The organism is Oceanibaculum nanhaiense (assembly GCF_002148795.1).
In the GTDB taxonomy this organism is placed as follows: Bacteria; Pseudomonadota; Alphaproteobacteria; order Oceanibaculales; family Oceanibaculaceae; genus Oceanibaculum; species Oceanibaculum nanhaiense.
In genome coordinates this window covers 584,848-607,694 of record NZ_MPOB01000001.1, presented here as the reverse complement: position 1 = coordinate 607,694, position 22,847 = coordinate 584,848, and the positions used below count along the sequence as shown (strand labels likewise).

Sequence of the window (22,847 nt, the reverse complement as noted above, 5' to 3'; positions counted from 1 at the left end):
CCCCTCGCCGGGCCAGAATGGCAGCCCCGCAACAGCGGGCCTTGGCGATGCTCACAGCCGCCCCTAAGATGTCAGCATAAATGACAACCGGGAGGCTCCAATGGCAAGCTACGATCCGCGCACGCAGAAACTGCTGACCTTTCATGACGCGGTGCCGCGCTTCCTGGACGGACGGGACACGCCGCGCGCCTATCTGGAGCGCTGCCTCGACGTGATCGAAACGCGCGAGCCGGAAGTGCAGGCCTTCGTTACGATGAACATCGATGGCGCGCGTGCCGCCGCCGACGAAGCCGGCAAGCGCTATGCCGAGGGGCGGCCGCTGTCGCCCATCGACGGCATGCCGATCGGCATCAAGGATCTGTTCGAGACCAAGGACATGCCCACGCAGATGGGCAGCCCGGTCTGGGCCGGCTGGGAATCCGGCCGCGACGCCGCGCATGTGCACGGGCTGCGCAAGGCCGGCGCCGTGGTGCTGGGCAAGCTGGTGACGACGGAGCTGGGCTTCTCCTTCCCCGGCAAGACCCACAACCCGTTTGACGCGAGCCGCACGCCTGGCGGTTCCTCCTCCGGCTCGGCGGCCGCCATCGGCGCCGGCATGCTGCCCGCCGCCATCGGCAGCCAGGTGGTCGGCTCGGTCATCCGGCCGGCCGGCTATTGCGGCAATGTGGCGATCAAGCCGACCTTCGGCGCGCTGAACCGGGGCGGCGGCCATTCCAGCCTCAGCCAGAGCCATATCGGCGTGCATGCCGGTTCCATCGAGGATGCCTGGGCGACCTGCTGGCAGATCGCCAACCTGGCCGGCGGCGATGTCGGCCATCCCGGCCTGTATGGCGACCGCGAGCCGATGGCGCCGGCGGCACCGCAGCGTCTGATCCGGCTGGAAACCGCCGGCTGGACCGATATCGACGGCGAGAGCAGGGCCGCCTTCGAGACCGTCATCGACCATCTGGCGCGCCAGGGTGTGTCTGTCATCGGCCGGGCCGACGATGCCGATGTCGAGACCTATGAGCAGCTCAGCGCCGAGTCGCTGGAACTCTCCATCGTGATCTGCATGTTCGAGCTGCGCTGGCCGCTGATCGGCTACCGCGATCGCGGGCCGGGCATGCTGAGCGACTTCATGCTGGGCCGGCTGGCCGACGCCGAGGCGCAGACGCTGGAGGATTACCGCGCCATGCTGGCGAAGCGCGAGGATATCCGCAAAGCCTTCGCCGCGCTGAAAGGCAAGGCTGACGGCTTCATCACCCTGTCCTCGCCCGGCCCGGCACCGAAGGGGCTGGAAACCACCGGCAACCCGTCGATGAACGCCGCCACCTCAATCACCGGCGCGCCGGTCTGGAGCCTGCCGCTGCTGGCTTCCGACAGCATGCCGCTGGGCGTGCAGCTGGGCTGCTTCCCGCACCAGGACGCCAAGGCGACCGGCCATGCGCGCTGGCTGCTGGACAGCTTCCTCACGCAGGCTTGATCGTCCTCACGGCATCCAGAGCCAGCATGGGGGTTGTGACCACGCCGGTATCGGAACATAGTTAACGGAAGATTAATGAACGCTCCTGGTCGCGTTCGCGCGCGGCACGGGGCAGTCAGGATGGTAGAATGCCAGCCTTTCGCGACGTGATTTACACGGAGCAGAACCGGGCTATCTTCGATTACTGGTCGTCGCGCCGGTCAGGAAAGCTTGCGCCGACGCGCGACGAAATTGACCCTACCGATATTCCGCAGCTGCTGCGCCACATCTATATGTGGCAGCTTGAAAAAGACGGCACCACGCTGACCGGGCGGCTGTTCGGCACCGCCTATACCGACTTCTCCGGCGCGGACTTCCGGGGCCGCACCTTTGAGCAGGCACACCGGGAGAGCAATCCTCTGCTGTTCGACAGGATGCAGGCCAATCATCTGCGCTGCCTGCATGACTACGATCCCTTCGTGGTGGTGCGCACCAACCATGCCTTCAACCGCCGCTATCGCGCCTATGAAGGCATGATCCTGCCGGTCACGGATGGAACGGGACGCCCCTACATCCTGCTGGGCGGGCTGGTGCCGCTGTTCGGCCGGCCGACCGAGGTGCCGTCGGAACTGGATGTCGGCCGCTATGCCTCGGAGATGATCGTGGAGAACGACGCCGTCATCGGCGGCTGCAAGCAGCAGCGCTGAAACGGTCTATTCCGCTGCCTGGCCGGCCACGTCACCGTCGGCGCGGCGCTGCCGTTCCTTCTCGTAATGCTCCAGAATCCAGCCGAGATGCGCCTCCATGGCGCGCGCCGCCTGATCCGGATTCCGGTCGCGAACCGCCTCGTAGATGGCGCGGTGCTGTTCCAGCAGCGCCAGGTCGTCGCGCTCGCTGGCCAGCAGCTCGTAGCGGTGAAAGGCCAGCATCTCGACCATGATGTCGCGCAGCGTTTCCAGCATATGCATATAGACGCAGCTTGCCGTGGCCCGCGCGATCACCAGATGAAACCGCAGATCGTCGCTGGCCTTGTAGGTGCGCACCCGGCAGGAATCCGCCATCGAGTCCAGGATGGACGCCAGTTCGGCCACCTGCTCCGGCGTCGCGTGCAAGGCTGCGCGCCGGGCCGCCCAGACCTCCAGCGCGCCACGGATTTCCATCAGATCATGCAGGCTGGTGACATTCTCCTTCACCAGCTCGGTCAGAGGCAGATCGAGATGCCGCACGCTGGACAGCACGCGGGTGCCGCCGCCCTGCACCGCATCGACCAGCCCCTGCGCCTTCAGCTGCTGCAGGGCCGCACGCACCGAGACGCGGCTGACATTCATCATCTCGGCCAGCTGGCGTTCGCCGGGCAGACGCTCCCCCGGGCCCAGCTCACCGACGGCGATCAGCCGCCGCAGCTCGGCCGCGATGCGGTCGGCAACGCGCTGGCGCGGCAGTTCCTGAAAGCGCTCGTCGGAAAGTTGCATGGGCGAATCGGCTGCTGGCGACTGGTCTGATTTTCAGACAGCTAGACCCTACCCGGCAACCGGGTCAAGGCAATTCGCCAGTTTTGCCAATAAGTTAGAACTGTTCTAAAATATTTTGCTAATATGCATATTCGCGGAACACCGGATCGACCGAGCCGCCCCAGCGCCCCTCATACGCCTCCAGCATCTCGTCGGACAGGGTGCGGTCGCCCTGCGCGATGGCGACCAGCGTGTCCAGGAAATGCGTCTCGTCATCGCCCATGGAATCGCGGAAGGCGCGGGCACGCAGGCCGGCACGCGCGATCTTCAGGCATTCCAGCGCCAGGTCGCGCACCGTACCGCCGCGGAACGGTGTGCGCAGGCCCTGGCGCGGCACCGCATCGCGAAGCGCCTGGTGATCCTCCAGGGTCCAGTCCTTCACCAGATCCCAGGCGGCGTTCAGCGCCGTGTCGTCATACAGCAGCCCGACCCAGAAGGCCGGCAGCGCGCAGATCCGCCGCCACGGCCCGCCATCGGCGCCGCGCATTTCCAGATAGCGCTTCAGCCGCACTTCCGGGAAGGAGGTCGTCATATGATCGGTCCAGTCGCCCATGCCGGGCTGCTGGCCCGGCAGGCCCGGCAGCCGGCAATCGATGAAGTCGCGGAAGGACTGGCCGGCGACATCGATATACTGGCCGTCGCGATAGACGAAATACATCGGCACATCGAGCAGATAATCGACATAGCGCTCGAAGCCCATGCCGTCCTCGAACACGAAGGGCAGCACGCCGCAACGGTCGGGGTCGGTGTCGGTCCAGATATGGCTGCGGAAGCTCTGGAAGCCGTTCGGCTTGCCTTCGGTGAAAGGCGAGCTGGCGAACAGCGCCGTCGCCACAGGCTGCAGGGCCAGGCTGACGCGGAACTTCTTCACCATGTCCGCCTCGTCCAGGAAGTCGAGGTTGGTCTGGATGGTGCAGGTGCGCAGCATCATGTCGAGGCCGAGGCTGCCCTTCTTGGGCATATACTCGCGCATGATCTTGTAGCGGCCCTTCGGCATCCAGGGGATGTCGGCACGCGGCCATTTCGGGTTGAAGCCCAGGCCCATCATGCCGGCGCCGATCTCGCCGCAGACTTCCTTCACCTGCGCCAGATGCTGATGCACCTCGGAACAGGTCTGGTGCAGCGTCTCCAGCGGCGCGCCCGACAGCTCGAACTGGCCGCCCGGCTCCAGCGTGATCGCGCATTTGTCCATCGACAGGGCGATGATCTTGTCGCCCTCCACAATCGGTTGCCAGCCGAAGCGGGTCATGCCTTCCAGAATCGCACGGATGCCGCCCTCGCCTTCATAGGGCAGCGCGCGCAGAGTCTTCAGATCGTAGGCGAATTTCTCGTGCTCGGTGCCGATGCGCCAGTCGGATTTCGGCTTGCTGCCCTGCTCCAGATATTCGACCAGCTGGCGTTTGTCGGTGATCGGCTCGCCTTGGCTCTCGGGCGGACGGGACATGCGGACGATTCCTTAAGCTCGAAAGATGGCTTTTTGGGCCGGAAGGCCGATAGCGCTTTACCCTCTTCGGCCTATCCCCGGAAATCCGGGCGTCCCTGCTGCCAGTCGCCAGCGACGGCCTGGAAGCAGGTCAGAGCCGCGAGCGCCGCCGTATCGGCACGCAACACCCGTGGCCCAAGGCTGATGGCGGTAACAAAGGGAAGTTTCCGCAACCCGTCAAGTTCCGTTTCCGTGAACCCGCCTTCCGGTCCGATCAATACAGCATTTCCCGAAACGACATTGTCTGCGAGGGCGTCCGCCACGGGTCTGCCGCCGCCGGTCTCGTCACAGACCAGCAGCCGACGCCCCACCGGCCAGTTGGCCAGCATCGCCTCCAGCTTGCGGGCCGGCTGGACGATGGGCACGCTGAGGCGTTCCGACTGTTCGGCGGCCTCGATGGCGTTGGCCAGCAGCCGCTCCTCGTTCACGCGGGAGACGATGGTGCGCTGGGTAAAAACCGGGCACAGGGCGGAGACGCCAAGCTCCGTCGCCTTCTCCGCCAGATAGTCGATGCGGGCATGTTTCAGCGGCGCGAAGACCAGCCACAAATCCGGTTCCGGTGTCTGCGGGCGTAACTGGCTGAGCGGCGCCAGAACCGCCGCCGCCTTGCCGAGGTCGGATATCTCCGCCAGCCATTCACCGTCGCGCCCGTTGAACAACGCCACCTTGTCGCCGGGCGACAGCCGCAGCACGCTGCGCAGATAATGCGCCTGCGCCTTGGGCAGCGTCACGGCAATAGCTGCCGCGAGGCTCTCGCCAGTATACAGGCGGGTCTGATACAAACGGGCCATGAGGGAGAGAGTCTCCGAGGGTCTTTCAGGAATAGCCGAACAATACCCCATGCAGAACGGACCCGAAAGTTTGCGCTCCGAAAATTCGCCCGATAGCCGACCAGACGCCCGGATCGACATTCCGGCGGACAGCTGGATCGACCGCTGGATGCCCGGCTGGTCGCACGCCTATCTGCGGCTCGGCCGCTTCGACCGACCGATCGGCACCTGGCTGCTGCTGATTCCATGCTGGTGGGGACAGGCGCTGGCGACAGACACATGGCCGGACCCGCTGCTGATGGCGCTGTTCGTGCTGGGCTCCTTCGCCATGCGGGCGGCGGGCTGCGCGGTGAACGACCTGGCCGACCGCGACATCGACCGCAAGGTGGCGCGCACCCGCACAAGGCCGCTGGCCAGCGGTGCGCTGTCGGTGCGGCAGGCGCTGGCCTTCATCGCCGTCATGTGCGGCATTGGCCTCGCCGTGCTGCTGTCGCTGAACCCCTATAGCTGGGCGCTGGGCGCCGGGGTGGTCGGGCTGATCGTGCTCTACCCCTTCATGAAGCGCATCACCTACTGGCCGCAATTCGTGCTGGGCGTCACCTTCAACTGGGGCATCCTGATCGGCTATGCCGCTGTGGCCGGCACGCTGCACCTGCCAGCGCTGATCCTTTATGCCGCCAGCATCGCCTGGACGCTGGGCTATGACACGATCTACGCCCATCAGGACCGGGAGGACGATCTGAAGGTGGGGGTGAAATCCTCCGCCCTGGCGCTGGGCCGCCACACAAGGCCGGCGCTGTTCGTCTTCTACGCCCTGACCCTGCTGGGCATCGCCGGCGCCGGCTGGCTGGCTGGCCTCGCCTGGCCGTTCTGGGCCGGGCTTGCCCTCGGCGCGGTGCAGCTTTTCTGGCAGGCCATCCGCCTGGACATCGACGACCCGGAAGCCTGCAAGCGCACCTTCCGCTCGAACCGCGATTTCGGCCTCATTATCCTGGCGGCCCTAGTGGCGGGACAAGTTATGGCCGGTCAGGTCGTTGCGTGATCGACAATCCGGAAGATTTCATCATCCGCAACACCCGGCTGGGGGCCGCCCCGCTCGTCCCCGAACTGGCCCTTTACCTCGCCGACGCCGTCATGCCGCTGTGGGAGATGACCGAGGCCGACCTGGAGCGCCAGGGCGTGCCGCCGCCCTACTGGGCCTTCGCCTGGCCGGGCGGACAGGCGGTGGCGCGGCTGATCCTCGACCGGCCGGAGCTGGTGAAGGCCAGGCGGGTGCTCGATCTTGGCGCCGGCGGCGGCATCGCCGCCATTGCCGCCATGCGGGCCGGTGCCTTACGGGCGACGGCGAACGATATCGACGCGCTGGCGTTGGCCGCCATCGCGCTGAACGCCGCCGCCAATGGCGTGACCGTCGATGCACTGGGGCGCGACCTGCTGGATGATGTGGCGCGCGACTGGGACATCATTCTGGCCGGCGATCTGTGCTACGAGAAGCCGATGGCCGGGCGTGTCATGGGCTGGCTGCGCACCGCAGCATCGACCGGCACCACCGTGCTGCTGGGCGACCCCGGCCGCGCCTATGCACCGGCCGACGGGCTCTACAAGCTGGGCGATTTCGCCGTGCCGGTCAGCCGCGACCTGGAAGACCGCGACATCCGCCACACCGCCGTCTGGCAGGTACTGCCGGGATAGGGGCATTCCCCTCCCGCGTTCGCCGCCCTAGATTAGGAACATGAACCAGACAACCCTCCTCCCCGCCCCCCTTAGCGAGATCGAGCATTGGGTGTTCGATCTCGACAACACGCTCTACCCGGCGTCGTGCGATCTGTTCTCGCAGATCGACTGGCGGATGACCGCATTCATCGCCGAGGCGCTGAGCCTGCCGCCCGACGAAGCCCGTCCGCTGCAGAAGGCGCTGTTCCGCCGCCACGGCACCACGCTGCGCGGGCTGATGGTCGAGCATGGGCTGGAACCCTCCGCCTTTCTCGATTTCGTGCATGACATTGACTATGCGCCGGTCCTCGCCTGTGACCGGCTGAAGGCGGCAATGGCCGCCTTGCCCGGCGAGAAGCTGATCTTCACCAACGGCACGGTCCGCCATGCCGAGCGCGTGCTGGAACGGCTGGGGCTGGACGGGTTTTCCGGCATTTTCGATATCGTGGCGGCGGACTATATGCCGAAGCCCGACCCCGCCCCCTATGCCAGCTTCGTGAAGCGCCACGCCATCGATCCGCGCCGCGCGGCCATGGTCGAGGATATCGCCCGCAATCTGGTGCCGGCGGCGGCGCTGGGCATGACGACGGTCTGGGTCGCCGGTGGCCCGGACTGGGCAAAAGCCGGCAGCGAGGACGGCCATATCCATCATGCCACCGACGATCTGGCCGGCTGGCTGGAGACACGAACAGCGAAAGCCCCCGATACGCCCGGCAGCAGTTGACTTGGGGGGGTGGTCATACCATCCTCACGCCCGCCTTTCAGACTGGAACTTTCGAGGATAACCGGCCATGAGCGACGCCTCCCTTCAAGCCACCATCGATGCCGCCTGGGAAGACCGGGCCAATATTGGCCTTGCCACCAAGGGCGAAATCCGCGACGCCGTCGAGGCGGCGCTGGAAGGTCTTGATTCCGGCAAATACCGGGTCGCCTCGAAAGAGACCGGTTCCTGGGTCGTGCATCAGTGGCTGAAGAAGGCGGTGCTGCTGTCCTTCCGCCTGTACGACATGGTGCCGATCCCCGGCGGTCCGACCGACCCGGTGCGCGGCCCGGCACCCTGGTTCGACAAGGTGCCGTCGAAATTCTCCGGCTGGGACGAGGCGAAATTCCGCGATGCCGGCTTCCGCGCCGTGCCGAACTGCGTGGTCCGCCGCTCCGCCTATATCGCACCCGGCGCCGTGCTGATGCCGAGCTTCGTGAATCTGGGCGCCTATGTCGATACCGGCACCATGGTCGATACCTGGGTGACCGTCGGGTCGTGCGCGCAGATCGGCAAGAACGTGCATCTGTCGGGCGGCGTGGGCATCGGCGGCGTGCTGGAGCCGCTGCAGGCCGATCCGGTCATCATCGAGGATAATTGCTTCATCGGCGCACGTTCGGAAGTGGTCGAGGGCGTGATCGTCGAGGAAGGCTCGGTCCTGTCGATGGGCACCTTCATCTCCAAATCCACCAAGATCATCGACCGCAATACCGGCGAAATCTTCATCGGCCGCGTGCCGGCCTATTCCGTGGTGGTGTCGGGCAATCTGCCGGGCAAGCCGCTGCCGGACGGCACGCCCGGCCCGTCGCTCTATTGCGCCGTCATCGTGAAGCGGGTCGATGCGCAGACCCGCTCCAAGACCTCGATCAACGACCTGCTGCGCGACTGAGGCTGACACCGATGGCCCTCCAGGACCCTATCCCCCCCGGGGCAATCGACCCCGTCTCTCTCGCCCAGGCGCTGATCCGCTGTCCCAGCGTCACGCCGGCGGACGAGGGCGCGCTCGATGTGCTGGCGCGGGCGCTGGAGGACATCGGCCTCACCTGCGAGCGGCTGCGCTTCGAGGAAGACGGCACGCCACCGGTCGATAACCTCTATGCCCGCATCGGCACGGCGGGGCCGGTGTTCTGCTATGCCGGCCATACCGATGTGGTGCCGGTTGGCGATGCGGCGGCCTGGAGCATCGATCCCTTTGCCGCCGAGATTCATGACGGCGTGCTGTACGGGCGCGGTGCGGTGGACATGAAATCCTCCATCGCCAGCTTCGCCGCTGCCGCCCAGTCCTATATCGCGGAGGCCGGCACCCTGCCCGGCTCCATCGTGCTGCTGATCACCGGCGACGAGGAAGGCCCGGCGATCAACGGCACCAGGAAGATGCTGGACTGGATGGCGGCGCGCGGCGAGACCATCGATGCCTGCGTGGTGGGGGAGCCGACCAACCCGACCAGGCTGGGCGAGATGGTGAAGATCGGCCGGCGCGGCAGCCTGACCGGCTGGCTGACCGTCCATGGCGCGCAGGGCCATGTCGCCTATCCGCATCTGGCCGATAACCCGATCCATCGGCTGGTGCGCATGCTGGCCCCGCTGTCGAAGACCTATATCGACGAGGGCAGCGATTATTTTCAGCCCTCCTCGGTGCAGGTCACAACGGTGGATGTCGGCAACCCGGCCAATAATGTGGTGCCGGCGCAGGCAAGGGCCACTTTCAATATCCGCTTCAACGATCTGTGGACCTCGACGAAGCTGGAAGCCTGGCTGCGGCAGATCTTCGACGAGGGGCTGGGCAGTGATGGCGGCAGCTACGAGCTGAAATGCTCGGTCAGCGGTGAGAGCTTCCTGACCGAACCGGGCTGGTTCTCCGATCTGCTGCAGGATGCGGTGGAAGGCGTGACCGGCCTGCGCCCGGAACTCTCCACCACCGGCGGCACCTCGGATGCGCGTTTCATCCGCGCGGTCTGTCCGGTCGCCGAATTCGGGCTGGTCGGCCAGACCATGCACAAGGTGGATGAGCGCGTCGCCGTGGAGGATATCCGCAAGCTGGCCGATATCTTCAAGGCCGTGCTGGCCGCCTTCTTCGCCCGCACCGGGACAGGCCGCTGACATGAATTTGCCCAGCCAGGCGGAAATCGCGAAGGCGCTGTACGGCGCCTGGCGGCTGGCGCGGTTCGACGCCAGGGGGCTGGAGTATTTCGACCGCAGCCTGGACGGGTTCTGGAAGAGCTTCTTCGCCGCCGCCATCGCCGCCCCGGCGCATTTCGGCCTGCTGGTGCTGGCTGGCGGCGACTCACCGGTGATGATTGGCGGGCTGTTCGGGCTGATGCGCGAGGCGGCGATCTATGTGATCTCCTGGCTCGCCTTCCCGCTGGTCATGGTCTATGTGACCCGCTATCTCGACCGGGAAGAGCGCTATTTCGACTATATCGTGCCCTATAACTGGGCCGGCGTGCTGCAGATCGCCGCCTTCCTGCTGGTCTCGGCGCTGGCAGTCGGCGGCGTGATCCCGGAAGATCTGGCCGGCTTCGTCACCATGGCGGCCTTCGCGGCCATCCTGGTCTATCAATGGTACATCGCCCGCACCGGGCTTGGCATCGCGACCGGCGCCGCCATCGCGGTGGTGTTTTTCGACATGGTGGTCGGGCTTATGGTGCGGCTGCTGGGCCAGTCAGTCGCCTTCTGACATCTCCACCGGATAATCGACGCGGGTGAGATAGAGCCCTTCAGGCGGCGCGGTCGGCCCGCCGGCCCTGCGGTCCCGGGCCGCCAGCACCCGGCGCAGATCCTCCTGCGTCCACCTGCCCAGACCCACCAGCGCCAGCGAGCCGGCGAAATTGCGCACCTGATGATGCAGGAAGGAGCGCGCCTCGACGATCATCTGCACCTCGTCGCCGACGCGCGATACATCCAGCCGGTCGAGCGTCTTCACCGGGCTGGCCGCCTGGCATTCGCTGGCGCGGAAGCTGGAGAAATCATGCGTGCCGAGCAGCAGCCGTGCTGCCGCATGCATCGCCTCGGCGTCCAGCGGGCGCGGATACCACCAGACCCGGCCGCGATCCAGCGCCGGATACGCCCGGCGGTTCAGGATGCGATAGAGATAGCCGCGGCCCGTCGCCGAGAAACGCGCGTGGAAATCCGCCGCGGCGCGATGCGCGGCCAGCACGACCACCGCCTCCTCCCGCAGATGCGCGTTCAGCCCGTCGCGCAGCCTGCCGGGAGCCAGCTCCTTGTCGATCTCCAGATGGCAGACCTGGCCGGTGGCATGCACGCCCGCATCGGTGCGCCCGGCGGCGGTCAGCACCACGGTTTCGCCGGTCAGGCGCGTGACCGCTTCTTCGAGTGCCTGCTGCACGGACGGGCCATTCGACTGGCGCTGCCAGCCGACATAGGGCCGTCCATCATATTCAAGGGTAAGGCGATACCGTGGCATGGCGCTTTTTGTCACACCCGTTTGCATTGTCAAAAGTTCGTAACGATTTGTTAGCCCGTTTCGCGCATTTTGCGCCGCAACAAAAGGCGGATGCCGCCTTGCATCCTGATTTGAAGATGATCGAGAACGCGATGGAGAATCCCAAAGCGGTTTCCGTCGAGGAACCGCAATTGCAAAAACTGCTGGCGCACTGGCACGAGATTCGCGGCGATCGCGCCCTGCCGGCCCGCGCCGACCTCGACCCGGTCCTGCTGCCCTTTCCGCTGGACCGGCTGTACCTGATCGAGGTGCGCCGCGATCCGGAGGATTACATCATCCGCATCGCCGGCGAAACCGTGCAGCGCTTTTATCGCGGCCCGGTCGCCGGACGCAGCATCAGCGATGTCACGCCGCGCGACTTCACCGCACCGCTGATCGAGCATCTCAGCACGGTCAGCCGTACCCAGCACCCGGCCTATGCGAAAAGCGGCTTTTCGGCGCGCAACTCGGTGTTCCGCTATTCGCGGCTGGTGCTGCCTTTCGGGGAGCCGGGCCGCACGACGCATCTGCTGGGCGCCGTAGTGCAGTATTTCTCGCTGGCCGAACTGATCCACATCGATCCCGAAACCGCCCGGCCCCTGACGGAAATCAGCGACGCGGCCTGAGGCTCAGCCCAGAACCGTACCCTTGGGCAGCGGATAGCCGCGCAGCAGCGCCTCTGCCTCCATCGCCGCCTTGCCGGGGCGCTGCACGCGCAGGAGACGCAGCGCCCCCTCTCCGCAGGCGACGGCAAGCGCATCGTCCAGCAAAGTTCCGGGCAGCAGCGCGCCGGGGGCGCCCTTGCCTTCGGCCAGCTCGGCCTTCAGCACTTTCAGCCGCTCGCCCTGATGCAGGAAGAAGGAGCCGGGCCACGGATCGAAGGCGCGAATCTGCCGCTCCAGCTCTGCCGCCGGCCTGGTCCAGTCGAGCAGCGCCTCCTCCTTCGTCAGCTTGGCGGCGTAGGTGACGCCCGCTTCCGGCTGCGCCACCGCTTGCAGCGTGCCCGCCGCCAGTCCGTTCAGAGCCTCCACGATCATCCGCCCGCCCAGCGCGGAAAGCGCATCATGCAGACTCTGGCCCGTGGTCTCGCCCGTGATCGGTACGGAGTCGCGCAGCAGCATCGGCCCGGTATCCAGCCCCTCATCCATCTGCATGATGGTGACGCCGGATTCGACATCGCCGGCCTGGATGGCGCGCTGGATCGGTGCCGCCCCGCGCCAGCGCGGCAGCAGCGAGGCATGGATGTTCACGCAGCCGAGGCGCGGCGCCTCCAGGATCGGCTTCGGCAGGATCAGCCCATAGGCGACCACCACCGCGCAATCGAGACCGAGTGCGGCAAACGCCGCCTGCGCCTCCGCATTGCGCAGGCTTTTTGGCGTGCGCACCTCCAGCCCCTGCGATTGCGCATAGGCCTGCACCGGCGAGGGGGTAAGCTTCTGGCCCCGGCCCGCCGGGCGCGGCGGCTGGGAATAGACCGCGGCGATCTCGTGCCCGGTCGCGATCAGCGCCTGCAGTGCCGGCACCGAAAAGTCCGGCGTGCCCATGAAGGCGAGGCGCAGGGAGGTCATCAGGAATTGGCCAATCAGGAACTGGCCGGTTCGGCCATCGCCTTCTTCGCCTTCAGCAGCTTGCGCGAGATGATGCTGCGCTTCAGCGAGGACAGGTGATCAATGAACAGCACGCCGTTCAGATGGTCGATCTCATGCTGCACGCAGACCGCCAGCACGCCGTCCGCATCGATCTCGCGGATTTCGTTCTCATAATCGATGAAGCGGAGCTTTATGCTGGCCGGGCGCTCCACCTCGGCATAATGCTCCGGCACCGACAGGCAGCCTTCCTCGTAGGATTTGACCTCCGGCGATTCCCAGACGATCTCCGGATTCGCCATCTTGAAGATCTTCGGCTGCTCGTCCTTGCGGGCGATATCCATGACGATGACGCGGCTGGAGATGCCGACCTGGGGCGCGGCCAGCCCCATGCCATTCTCGGCGTACATCGTCTCCACCATGTCATCCATCAGCTTGCGGATGGTGTCGTCCACGCGCTCGACAGGCAGCGCCTTCTTCTTCAGACGTGGATCGGGGGCGACGACGAGGGGCAGCACGGCCATGATTGGAACCATTCGAATAAACTTGCGCGATTGGCCATTACCTAAGCAGCAGCGGATGCAGCGTCAAGCTTTGCCGTAGTATGTGCAGCATTGGTGGACGTCTCCGCCCGTGCCACGATATACAGTAGGCATGATGTTCGATTCCCTCGATCCGACCCTGATCATGCTGCTGGCCGGCGGGGCCGCGCTGCTGGCGCTGGCGCTCGCCTTCTGGCTCGCCCTGCGTGACCGGCGCGGCAGCAGCGAAGCCGAAGCGCAGGCCCAGGCGCTGGCCGCCCTGACCGCCGAGAAGATGATGGCGGCACAGGCGGAGCTGGCCGGCAGGCTGTCCCAGCTGGCCGAGAGCCAGGCCGCGGCGCAGGCACGGCTCGCCCAGCAGATGCAGGCGCAGGAGCGCCAGCTGTCCAAATCGGTCGAGGACAGGCTGGCCGACGTGACCCGGCGCATCGGCGAGACGCTGGACAAAAGCTCCACCCAGGCGACCCAGTCGCTGACCGAGCTGAAGGAGCGCCTCGCCGTCATCGACGCGGCGCAGAAGAACATCACCGAGCTGTCGACCCAGGTGGTCGGGCTGCAGGACATATTGTCGAACAAGCAGGCACGCGGCGCCTTCGGCGAGGTGCAGCTGGAAAATCTGGTGCAGGCGGTGCTGCCGCCCAACGCCTACCAGTTCCAGGCGCAGATCGGCGACGGCAAGCGCGTCGATTGCCTGCTGATCCTGCCCAACCCGCCCGGCCCCATCGGCATCGACGCGAAATTCCCGCTGGAAGGCTATCGCGCGCTGCAGAACGCCCAGGACGATGTCGCCCGGAACGTCGCCCGCAAGGCGCTGGGCGCCTCGGTGCTGAAGCATGTGCGCGACATCCGCGACCGCTATATCGTGCCCGGCGAGACCGCCGATTCGGCGCTGATGTTCCTGCCGTCCGAGGCGATCTATGCCGAGCTGCACGCCAATCTGGGCGATGTGGTGGAGCAGTCCTACCGCGAGAAGGTGTGGATCGTCTCGCCGACCACGCTGATGGCGACGCTGAACACGGTGCGTGCCGTCCTGAAGGATGCCCGCATGCGCGAGCAGGCGCACATCATCCAGCGCGAGGTGCAGCTGCTGGGCACCGATGTCGGCCGGCTGGACGAGCGTGTCGAGAAGCTGCAGACGCATTTCAACCAGGCCGGCGAGGACATAAGGCAGATCCGCATCTCGACCGAGAAGGTGACCAAGCGCGCCGGCCGGATCGAGGAATTGCAGCTGGGGCCGGCGGAAGAAACCCCGCTGGTGCCGCCGCCCGACCGTCTCGCCGGGGAATAAGGAAATGAGTTCGCTGAAACCCTCCGCGCAGCGCGTTCAGGAAGCGCTTGCTGCCCACGGGCTGGGGCTGGAGGTGCGGGAGTTCCCGGCTTCCACCCGCACCGCCGAGGACGCCGCCGCCGCCATCGGCTGCACTGTGGCGCAGATCGCCAAATCGCTGATCTTCCGCGGCAAGTCGTCCGACCGGCCGGTGCTGGTGATCGCCAGCGGCGCCAACCGGGTGGATGAGAAGAAAATCAACGCGCTGATCGGCGAGAAGATCGGCAAGGCGGATGCGGAGTTCGTGCGCGCCCGCACCGGCTTCGCCATAGGCGGGGTGCCGCCGGTCGGCCATCTGGAAGCGCCAATCACGGTCATCGACCGCGATCTGCTGGCTTTGGGGGAAATCTGGGCCGCCGCCGGCACGCCAAACGCCGTGTTCCGGCTGACGCCCGGCGACCTCGCCACGCTGACCGGCGGGCAGGTCGCCGAGGTGGCGTGAAACTCCCCTAAACCGGTCGCCTTGCCTTCAGCGCCGTGGTCAGCGTGCCATCGTCGAGATAGTCCAGCTCGCCGCCGACCGGCACGCCATGGGCGAGGCGGGAGACCGAGACATTGGCCTCGGCCAGCCGGTCGGTGATGTAGTGCGCGGTGGTCTGGCCATCGACCGTGGCGTCCATCGCCAGGATCACCTCGGTCACCGCCGGATCGCTGGCCCGGGTGACGAGCGCGGCGATGTTCAGGTCTTCCGGCCCCACCCCGTCCAGTGCCGAAAGCGTGCCGCCCAGCACGTGATAGCGGCCCTTGAAACCGCTGGCGCGTTCCAGCGCCCAGACATCGGCCACCTCCTCGACGACGCACAGGATCGACGGGTCGCGGCGGTCATCCCGGCACACGCCGCACGGATCGCTGGTGTCGAAGCTGCCGCAGACCGAGCAGGTGACAACCCGCTCCGCCGCCACCGACAGCGCCTCGGCCAGCGGCTGCATCAGCGCCTCCTTGCGCTTCAGCAATTGCAGGGCCGCGCGGCGTGCGGATCGCGGGCCAAGGCCCGGCAAGCGGGCCAGCAGCTGGATCAGCCGTTCGATCTCCGGTCCCAGCATAAGCGCCTCAGTCCAGTTGCAGGGTCAGGGATTTAAGATAGGCGCTTTCGCGCAGGAAAGGATGCACCGGATGATCGGGGCCGGCCCCCGCCTGACGCAGGATACGCCCGCTGCGTCCGGCCTTCGACAGGCCAATGCCGATCTGCTTGGCGAATTCCTCCTCCGGCGCATTGTGCGAGCAGGACGCCACGAACAGAACCCCGCCCGGCGCCACAAGCGGGGCCGCCAGCCGCGCCATCTTCTGATAGGCGCGCAGGCCCGTCGCCAGATCCTTCTTCGCCTTCACGAAGGCCGGCGGATCGCACACCACCACATCGAACTTCTCGCCCTTGGCGGCCAGCGCCTCAAGCGTCTCGAAGGCATCGCCCACCTGCGTGGTCACCTTGCCGGCCACGCCGTTCAGCGCCGCCGTCTCCGCCGCCAGCGCCATCGCCGGTGCCGAGCGGTCCACCAGCGTGACCTCGGTCGCCCCCGCCACCGCCGCCTCGATGCCGAAGCCGCCGATATAGGCATAGATGTCGATCAGCCGCCTGCCTTTGGCCAACTGCGCCACGAAGGCGCGGTTATCGCGCTGGTCGTAGAACCAGCCGGTCTTCTGCCCGCCCAGCGGATCGCAGCGGAAGCGCGCACCATTCTCCATCAGCTCGATGGGGCCTTCCTCTCCCAACACCGCGCGGATACCGGTCTCCAGCCCTTCGACCGTACGGGCGGGACTGTCATTGCGCAGCACAATGCGGGACGGCTTCAGCAGGTCGGTCAGCGCCTCCAGCAGCGGCGCTTCCAGCCGGTCCATGCCGGCACAGTTCAGCTGCACGGTCAGCGCGTCGCCGAACCGGTCGATGACCAGCCCCGGCAACCGGTCGGCCTCGGCATGGACGAGACGGTAATAGGGCGCCGCGAACAGCCGCTCGCGCAGGTCGAGCGCCGCCGCCAGCCGGGCGCGCAGGAAGCCGGCATCGATGGCGAGGTTGGGCCGGGAATCCAGCATCCGCGCCACGACCAGCGGCTTCGGGTTGAAGCAGGCCGTGCCCAGCTTCTCGCCGCGTGCATCGGCCAGCGTGACGAGGCTGCCCGGCGGCAGCTCCTTCAGCGCCGGGGTCATCTGCAGCTCGTTGGCATAGACCCAGGGATGGCCGCCGCGCAGGCGCTTGTCGCGGCCGGCAGCGAGAGTGATGGTGGGATGCATGCTTGCTCTTGCGGTTACGGAATTCAGTCGCCGGCGGCCAGGCTGTCGCGGCGCGGATCGGCGCCGCCCAGCAGCGTGCCGTCGGGCAGTATCTGGATCGCCTGCAGCCCGCTGACCAGGAGGCTGCGCTCCACCTTGTGGCCGCGCGCCGCCAGCGAGCTGGCCAGTGCATCGGCATCGGCGCGGCGCTCGATCTCGCTGGGGCCGTTGCGATTGGAGATGTTGGGCAGCTCAATGGCGGCCTGCGGGTCGAGCCCCCAATCGACCACGCCGACAATCGTCTTCAGCACATAGTTGATGATCTGGCTGCCGCCCGGCGAGCCGGTCACGAACTCCAGCCGTCCGTCCTTGCCGAACACCAGTGTCGGCGACATCGTGCTGCGCGACCGCTTGCCGCCCTCCACCCGATTGGCGACCGGCAGGCCGTCCACCTCGGGCCGGAAGGAGAAATCCGTCAGCTCGTTGTTCAGCAGGAAGCCGCGCACCATCAGGCGGGAGCCGAACGCCGCCTCGATGGTGGTGGTCATGGCGAGCGCATTGCCCGCGCCATCGACGATGGAAAGATGGCTGGTCGCCGGCAATTGCAACGCGTTGTCGGGCGCGAAATTCTGCGTGCGCTTGCGCGGCACGTCACCGGCCTCGGCCTTCTCGCCGCTGCTGCTGGCGACATCGATCTGCGCCGCGCGGTCGGCGAGATAGCGGCGGTCCAGCAGCCCGTCCACCGGCACATCGACGAAGTCGCTGTCGGCGATATAGAGATTGCGGTCGGCATAGGCCAGGCGCTGCGCTTCCAGCATCCAGTGCGCCGCGTTGCTGGACAGCCGTTTCTCGTTCGGCAGGTCGAAACGCTCCAGCATGCCCAGCACCATCAGCACGGTGAGCCCGCCGCTGCTGGGCGGCCCCATGCCGCAGACGGTTCGCGCGCGATAGCTGCCGCAGACGGCGGGACGTTCCTTCGCCTGATAGCCGGCCAGATCCTCCAGCGTCAGATCGCCCGGATTGCGCGGCGCGTTCGCCACCGTGGCAACGATATCCCCGGCGATGGCGCCGGTGTAGAAGGCCTCCGCGCCTTGCTTCGCGACGATCCGCAGCGTGTCGGCCAGCGCCGGGTTGCGCAGAAGTTCGCCCTGTTTCCAGGGCTTGCCATCGGGCTTGTAGAAATAGGCGCGGGCGGCCTCCTGCGTCAGATGCTTCTCGCGGGTGAGCGCGCGCGCCAGGCGCGGCGGCACCGGAAAGCCCTCCTCGGCGAGTCGGATCGCGTCATCGAACAGGCTGCCCCAGGGCAGCTTGCCATGCTGGCGATGCGCCAGCTCCAGCACCCGCAGCGTGCCCGGCACACCGACCGAGCGGCCGCCGACCACCGCGTCAAAATAGGAGAGCGGCTTGCCGTCCTTGTCGAGAAAGCGGTCGGGCCGGGCTGCCGCCGGGGCCGTCTCGCGCCCGTCATAGCTGGCGGTGCGGCCCGCCTTCTTGTCGAAATGCACCAGGAAGGCGCCGCCGCCGATACCCGAGGATTGCGGCTCCACCAGGGTCAGCACCATCTGCGCCGCGATTGCCGCATCGATGGCCGACCCGCCGGCGCGCAGCGCCTTCAACGCGGCCTCGGTGGCCAGCGGGTTGGCGGTTACAGCCATGTATTTCGTTGCCCGGGCCGGCTCGGCAGCGCGAACGGCGGGCGCGACGATCAGCAGGACAAGACAGGCGGCAAACAGGCGGCGCATGGTTAACTCCGTTCCGGATGCCGGCAGGGTAGCGCCAAGCCGGCGGCTTGGCGATAGGCTCGGGCGAGAGGCTGCCTCAGCGCGGTTTCAGCCCCAGCACGATGGGCTGAACCGGCTGCGCGCCCAGATCCCAGGGGAAGTAGATCCAGGTGTCCTGGCTGACCTCGGTAACGAAGGTATCGACCAGCGGGCGGCCCTTCGGCTTGGCATAGACGGTGGCGATATGCGCCTTGGGCAGCATGTCGCGCACCAGCTTCGCGGTCAGGCCGCTATCGACCAGATCGTCCACCACCAGAACGCCTGTGCCGTCGCCGGCCACATCCTTCAGCACCTGCATCTCGCCCTGCCGGCCCAGCGCCTTGGCATCGTCATAGCTAGCGACACAGACCGTATCGACCAGCCGGATTTCCAGCTCGCGCGCCACGACCGCCGCCGGCACCAGGCCGCCGCGGGCGATGGCGACGATACGCTCGAACGGGCCCTGCTCCAGCAGCCGCCAGGCCAACACCCGGGCATCGCGGTGCAGTTCCTCCCAGGAAACGAGAAAGGGCTTGTCGGCGGCTTGGGTCATGCGCGGCGGCTCCAGCTTGGTCGGGTGGCTTTGGGGCTTCGGCCAGCCTATACCGGAGCGGACGTGCTGTCGCAATGCCCAGCCGAAACGAAACCGGCGCCGGAGAGACCCCGACGCCGGTTCCAGACAAAGAAGCTTACGCGTCAGCGCAGATAGAGATGCACTTCGCTGGCCGCCGCCTCGACGCTGCTGGCCGCGGACAGGTTCACCCGTGCCGGCGGCAGGCCCATCTCGGTCAGGGTCCGCAGAACCCGTTCGGCATTGCGCCGGGCGCTGCTGGAGCCGAGTGCCGCCTGCGCGGCGCCGCCCTGGTTGGAACTGACGGCGACCAGATCGAAGGTCGCGTCGGGCCGGCGCTGCAAGGCGGAGGACACGGCGCTGTACAGCGCCTCCTCATAGGCGACATTCGGACGGTCGAAGCGAATGACGACCAGCGGACGGCCACCGGCCGGGCTGCCCTGCTGCGATGCCGGGCCGACATAGTTCGGCTGGGCCGGCAGGCCGGCGGTGCTGGCCACGCCCATCGCCGGCATGAAGGCACGGTTGGCAAGGCTGGAACCGTAGAGCTGGCCGTTCTTGATGCCGAGCGCCAGGGTCTGGAGATTGCCGCGCTCGTTGCTGATATAGGCGGCCTGGCGGCGCACATCGTCGGTCATCTCGTTCAGCAGACGGTCGATCAGCACGACGGTGCGATTCACATCGTCTTCCAGAATACCGAGCTGGCGGTGATCTTCCTCCACCGCGCCGGACAGGCCATAGGCGGCCCGCGTCGATTGCAGCATATAGGCGGAAAGATTGCTGTCGGCGGCGGCGCGGTTGGCCAGTTCGTTCATCCGGCCGACATCATTGTTCAGCGTCTCGAGCTGGCGCTGCGACTGGTCCCACTGCTGGACCAGCACCGGATTGCCCGGCGTTGTGCCAACCTGCAGGCGCGCATTGATCGCCGCGACCGTGCCGTGATAGCTGGCCGCATTCTGCTCGATGGTGTTGCGAATCTGCTGCAGCGTTTCATTGTGCTGCGCGATGGAGCTTTGCAGCCGGCGCAGATCCTCGCGCAGTTCCTGCACCTTCTGGCCGACATAGGTACCGGTCGGCTGGCCGGGCCTTGGCGGATCGATCCTGAAATCGGTGCTGCCAAGCGCCGGCGGCGGTGCGCCGAGAACCGGTTGTGCGTTGCGTTCAGCGGGAGATGGCTCGATCGCGACCTGCTGCCCCTGACTGCCGCCCGCCGGATTTTCGCCCGTCAAGGTCGGCCACAGCGTGTCCGACGTGAAGGAGCATCCAGAGAGTAGCAGCGCTGCCCCCACAAGACCTGTCCATGAACGGGACTTTGTCATTCCAGACTGCCACATGCTTGTTTCTATTGTCCCCGACTGCGGTCAGCAGACCGTAACCCCCGAAACGCCATTCTGCCCAGTCCCAATTAATCGAATGCCCCGAATTAATCGACTCTTTGCAGCAACGCGCGCTAACCGCTTAATTTTGCGTCGATACTACCGAAAGCCTGGCAGTGCCACAAGCTGATTTAACCCGGCAGGCTGCCAGCGGACCGGAAAAGCTGATGGTGCGTCCATATTCCTGTCGCACCATGCTGGAATTACTGGCGCGGAACTGCCCTGTCCGCCGCCGTGCGCAGCCCGCTATTTTCCGCGCGATAGCCTATTGCGTTTGCCAAAGGCTTTGAGTAGTGTGCGCGCCTCGTTGGGGGGCGGCCTGTCCGCACTCTCTTCCCTGGCGACAAAGCGCCCGTAGCTCAACTGGATAGAGCATCTGACTACGGATCAGAAGGTTAGGAGTTCGAATCTCTTCGGGCGCACCATTTTCCCGTCGATTGCCCTCTACAGTGCGATATCGCCGCCGATCACCGCACACCCACCAACCGGCATGCGAAACCGCCGTTTCCACGCTACAGCGCGATAAAGCTCGAAGGCTGGCAAACGGCAACTCTCGACCTCAATTCGACCGTTCCAACCTAACGTATAGTTTCCCGAAAGCTACCTTTCGTGGAGCCTCAAGCTGTCTCCATCATTGGCGCGTCCCGGTTCGAACGCCCCGGAAATGAAGGGCTTGAGGATGCATCGCCGACTGCGATGGCAAGATGTTTTGTGAGCGCGTTGTTCACCCCGCCAGTTCCGAAATCGCCGTGCCCGCGGCCCAGCCGGACGACCACGCCCACTGGAAATTGTAGCCGCCGAGCCAGCCGGTGACATCGACCACCTCGCCAATGAAATAGAGTCCCTCGACTGCTTTGGTTGCCATTGTCCGTGAATTCAGCCCGTCCGTGTCGACGCCACCAAGCGTCACCTCGGCTGTGCGGTAGCCTTCCGAGCCGATCGGAAACACCTCCCAATCTTGAAGGGTCCCGGCGATTGTGGCGAGTTTTCTATCGCTCGCCTCGCCGATCGGTCCGGTCCATCCATGGGTTTCGGCGAGATAGAGTGCGAGGCGTTTGGGCAGGATGTCGCTGAGCACGGTTGAGATCGCACGGCGGCCATTTTCTCGCTTGGCCGAGGCAAGCGAGGCACTGACGTCATCGCCGGGCAAGAACGCGATGCGGATTGGCTGCCTTTCGCGCCAATAGGACGAGATTTGAAGGATCGCCGGCCCTGAGAGACCACGATGCGTGAACAGCAATGCTTCCTCGAACGCCGTTTTGCCGCAGGACACACCCGCACTTGCCGCAACCCCCGCTATATCTCTGAAACCGGCGAGCACGTCCTCTCCGAAGGTGAGCGGGACGAGCGCAGGGCGCGTTTCGGTAACAGCGAGTCCGAATTGTTCTGCGATCTGGTAGCCAAGGCCGGTCGCACCCATTTTCGGAATCGACTTGCCGCCGCAGGCGACGACGAAATGCCGGCAGCGGATCTTCGCCGCCCCATCGCCGCCGAGCGTGACGGTAAAGCTGCTCATGTCGCGCTCGATTGATTCGAGCATGGTTCTCAAGCGCAATTCGCACTTTACCTGGTTCATCTCGTCCAGAAGCATCGCGACGATCTGTTTCGCCGATGTGTCGCAGAAGAGCTGGCCAAGCGTCTTCTCGTGCCAGGCGATGCCGTGTTTTTCGACGAGCGCGATGAAATCATGCGGCGTGTAGCGACCAAGCGCCGACTTAGAGAAATGCGGATTATCGGAGATGAAGTTTTTCGCGCTTGTCCCGATATTGGTGAAATTGCAACGGCCGCCGCCGGAAATGCGGATCTTTTCGCCGGGTGCCTTCGCATGATCCACCACCAGCACACGGCCACCGCGCGCAGCGGCATGGATCGCGCACATCATGCCCGCCGCGCCCGCGCCGAGGATGACGGTATCGAAGGTTTCAAGCTGCATGGAACACAGCACTTGCCCGTACACATAAAAAGCTACGCACCGACAGGGCCAGCATCGCGGTCATTTGGAACATCGTGATTTCATCTCGCTGGCACCCGGATCGAAAAAACGTGGACAGCAAAGGGCTATGCTACGCATCGCCAGCGATCACAATCCCTGCCGGATCATGGCTGAACCAATCACTTTGCACCTCGGGGAGGGTGCTGTCTCCGAAGCGCTGCTGACGGACGCGCGTTCTCGACGGCTTCGTTCCTCATCGAGGCTGCTTTTGCCGCGGAGTCATCCGAAACCTGCCAGTACGCAAACCACCCCAAGAGCCATTGGCTTGAGCCTACAGTTAGAGGGCTATGGCGTAGACGTAGTTATCATCTTCACCCGGCAATGCGCACCACTCCATTCAAAATCGCGAAGCTTGCTACCGGAA

At 66.0% G+C, this 22,847-nt stretch carries 23 protein-coding genes and 1 tRNA gene; 12 read left to right on the top strand and 12 right to left on the bottom strand.

Features of this window, described 5'->3' with window-relative positions; genetic code table 11:
• Positions 1-100 precede the first annotated feature (100 nt).
• Entirely contained in the window at positions 101-1,462 is a 1,362-nt protein-coding gene (locus BKM74_RS02990; protein WP_086464186.1) for an amidase, read from the top strand.
• A gap of 128 nt (positions 1,463-1,590) precedes the next feature.
• A complete protein-coding gene (locus BKM74_RS02985; protein ID WP_086464185.1) occupies positions 1,591-2,148 on the top strand; it encodes a PAS domain-containing protein in 558 nt (185 codons plus the stop codon).
• A 6-nt stretch (positions 2,149-2,154) separates the two neighbouring features.
• Here the strand turns inward: BKM74_RS02985 and BKM74_RS02980 are convergent, their stop codons facing one another.
• From BKM74_RS02980 to BKM74_RS02970, 3 genes are all read right to left on the bottom strand, one after another.
• Positions 2,155-2,913, bottom strand: a complete 759-nt coding sequence (locus BKM74_RS02980; protein ID WP_086464184.1) for a FadR/GntR family transcriptional regulator — start codon at positions 2,911-2,913, stop codon at positions 2,155-2,157.
• 118 nt (positions 2,914-3,031) lie between these two features.
• Positions 3,032-4,396, bottom strand: coding sequence for a glutamate--cysteine ligase (locus tag BKM74_RS02975; protein WP_086464183.1), 1,365 nt, complete (start codon positions 4,394-4,396; stop codon positions 3,032-3,034).
• A 71-nt stretch (positions 4,397-4,467) separates the two neighbouring features.
• Complete coding sequence (locus BKM74_RS02970; protein WP_086464182.1) at positions 4,468-5,226, bottom strand: 16S rRNA (uracil(1498)-N(3))-methyltransferase; 759 nt, start codon at positions 5,224-5,226, stop codon at positions 4,468-4,470.
• A gap of 49 nt (positions 5,227-5,275) precedes the next feature.
• Here BKM74_RS02970 and ubiA point away from each other — a divergent pair, with 49 nt between their 5' ends.
• From ubiA to BKM74_RS02940, 6 genes are all read left to right on the top strand, one after another.
• Positions 5,276-6,247, top strand: coding sequence for a 4-hydroxybenzoate octaprenyltransferase (ubiA, locus tag BKM74_RS02965; RefSeq protein ID WP_086464181.1), 972 nt, complete (start codon positions 5,276-5,278; stop codon positions 6,245-6,247).
• Positions 6,244-6,897: a class I SAM-dependent methyltransferase gene (locus tag BKM74_RS02960; RefSeq protein ID WP_086464180.1), complete on the top strand. Its 654-nt coding sequence runs from the start codon at positions 6,244-6,246 to the stop codon at positions 6,895-6,897. The genes ubiA and BKM74_RS02960 overlap by 4 nt, the downstream gene beginning before the upstream one ends.
• Before the next feature lie 40 nt (positions 6,898-6,937).
• Positions 6,938-7,642, top strand: a complete 705-nt coding sequence (locus BKM74_RS02955; protein ID WP_086464179.1) for a pyrimidine 5'-nucleotidase — start codon at positions 6,938-6,940, stop codon at positions 7,640-7,642.
• Positions 7,643-7,709: 67 nt separating this feature from the next.
• Positions 7,710-8,567, top strand: coding sequence for a 2,3,4,5-tetrahydropyridine-2,6-dicarboxylate N-succinyltransferase (dapD, locus tag BKM74_RS02950; RefSeq protein ID WP_086464178.1), 858 nt, complete (start codon positions 7,710-7,712; stop codon positions 8,565-8,567).
• An 11-nt stretch (positions 8,568-8,578) separates the two neighbouring features.
• A complete protein-coding gene (dapE, locus tag BKM74_RS02945) occupies positions 8,579-9,778 on the top strand; it encodes a succinyl-diaminopimelate desuccinylase (protein WP_086464177.1) in 1,200 nt (399 codons plus the stop codon).
• Position 9,779: 1 nt separating this feature from the next.
• Complete coding sequence (locus tag BKM74_RS02940; protein ID WP_086464176.1) at positions 9,780-10,355, top strand: hypothetical protein; 576 nt, start codon at positions 9,780-9,782, stop codon at positions 10,353-10,355.
• On the opposite strand, the gene truA is transcribed toward BKM74_RS02940, so the two are convergent.
• On the bottom strand, positions 10,341-11,102 hold the full coding sequence (truA, locus tag BKM74_RS02935) for a tRNA pseudouridine(38-40) synthase TruA (RefSeq protein WP_086464175.1): 762 nt from the start codon (positions 11,100-11,102) through the stop codon (positions 10,341-10,343). The genes BKM74_RS02940 and truA overlap by 15 nt on opposite strands.
• 98 nt (positions 11,103-11,200) lie before the next feature.
• Between truA and BKM74_RS02930 the strand changes: the two genes are divergently transcribed.
• Positions 11,201-11,746, top strand: coding sequence for a PAS domain-containing protein (locus BKM74_RS02930; RefSeq protein ID WP_176342355.1), 546 nt, complete (start codon positions 11,201-11,203; stop codon positions 11,744-11,746).
• Positions 11,747-11,749: 3 nt separating this feature from the next.
• Here BKM74_RS02930 and fmt read toward each other — a convergent pair whose 3' ends face one another.
• Positions 11,750-12,688, bottom strand: coding sequence for a methionyl-tRNA formyltransferase (gene fmt, locus BKM74_RS02925; protein ID WP_086464173.1), 939 nt, complete (start codon positions 12,686-12,688; stop codon positions 11,750-11,752).
• Between the two features lie 14 nt (positions 12,689-12,702).
• On the bottom strand, positions 12,703-13,230 hold the full coding sequence (gene def, locus BKM74_RS02920; protein ID WP_086464260.1) for a peptide deformylase: 528 nt from the start codon (positions 13,228-13,230) through the stop codon (positions 12,703-12,705).
• Positions 13,231-13,360: 130 nt separating this feature from the next.
• Here def and BKM74_RS02915 point away from each other — a divergent pair, with 130 nt between their 5' ends.
• Positions 13,361-14,536 (top strand): DNA recombination protein RmuC, encoded by a 1,176-nt coding sequence (locus tag BKM74_RS02915; RefSeq protein ID WP_086464172.1) that lies wholly within the window; start codon positions 13,361-13,363, stop codon positions 14,534-14,536.
• Positions 14,537-14,540: 4 nt separating this feature from the next.
• Complete coding sequence (locus BKM74_RS02910) at positions 14,541-15,017, top strand: YbaK/EbsC family protein (protein WP_086464171.1); 477 nt, start codon at positions 14,541-14,543, stop codon at positions 15,015-15,017.
• A 7-nt stretch (positions 15,018-15,024) separates the two neighbouring features.
• Here the strand turns inward: BKM74_RS02910 and recR are convergent, their stop codons facing one another.
• The 5 genes from recR to BKM74_RS02885 all read right to left on the bottom strand — a co-directional run bounded on the left by recR (position 15,025) and on the right by BKM74_RS02885 (position 20,343).
• Positions 15,025-15,618, bottom strand: a complete 594-nt coding sequence (recR, locus tag BKM74_RS02905; RefSeq protein ID WP_086464170.1) for a recombination mediator RecR — start codon at positions 15,616-15,618, stop codon at positions 15,025-15,027.
• A 7-nt stretch (positions 15,619-15,625) separates the two neighbouring features.
• Positions 15,626-16,804 (bottom strand): class I SAM-dependent rRNA methyltransferase, encoded by a 1,179-nt coding sequence (locus BKM74_RS02900; RefSeq protein WP_086464169.1) that lies wholly within the window; start codon positions 16,802-16,804, stop codon positions 15,626-15,628.
• Positions 16,805-16,827: 23 nt separating this feature from the next.
• Positions 16,828-18,525 (bottom strand): gamma-glutamyltransferase, encoded by a 1,698-nt coding sequence (gene ggt, locus BKM74_RS02895; protein WP_086464168.1) that lies wholly within the window; start codon positions 18,523-18,525, stop codon positions 16,828-16,830.
• Between the two features lie 76 nt (positions 18,526-18,601).
• A complete protein-coding gene (gpt, locus tag BKM74_RS02890; protein ID WP_086464167.1) occupies positions 18,602-19,096 on the bottom strand; it encodes a xanthine phosphoribosyltransferase in 495 nt (164 codons plus the stop codon).
• Between the two features lie 143 nt (positions 19,097-19,239).
• Positions 19,240-20,343: a hypothetical protein gene (locus BKM74_RS02885; RefSeq protein ID WP_245825762.1), complete on the bottom strand. Its 1,104-nt coding sequence runs from the start codon at positions 20,341-20,343 to the stop codon at positions 19,240-19,242.
• Positions 20,344-20,838: 495 nt separating this feature from the next.
• Between BKM74_RS02885 and BKM74_RS02880 the strand changes: the two genes are divergently transcribed.
• Positions 20,839-20,915: transfer RNA gene (locus tag BKM74_RS02880), tRNA-Arg, on the top strand.
• 299 nt (positions 20,916-21,214) lie between these two features.
• Here the strand turns inward: BKM74_RS02880 and BKM74_RS02875 are convergent.
• Positions 21,215-22,423, bottom strand: a complete 1,209-nt coding sequence (locus BKM74_RS02875) for a BaiN/RdsA family NAD(P)/FAD-dependent oxidoreductase (protein WP_086464165.1) — start codon at positions 22,421-22,423, stop codon at positions 21,215-21,217.
• Between the last annotated feature and the right edge of the window lie 424 nt (positions 22,424-22,847).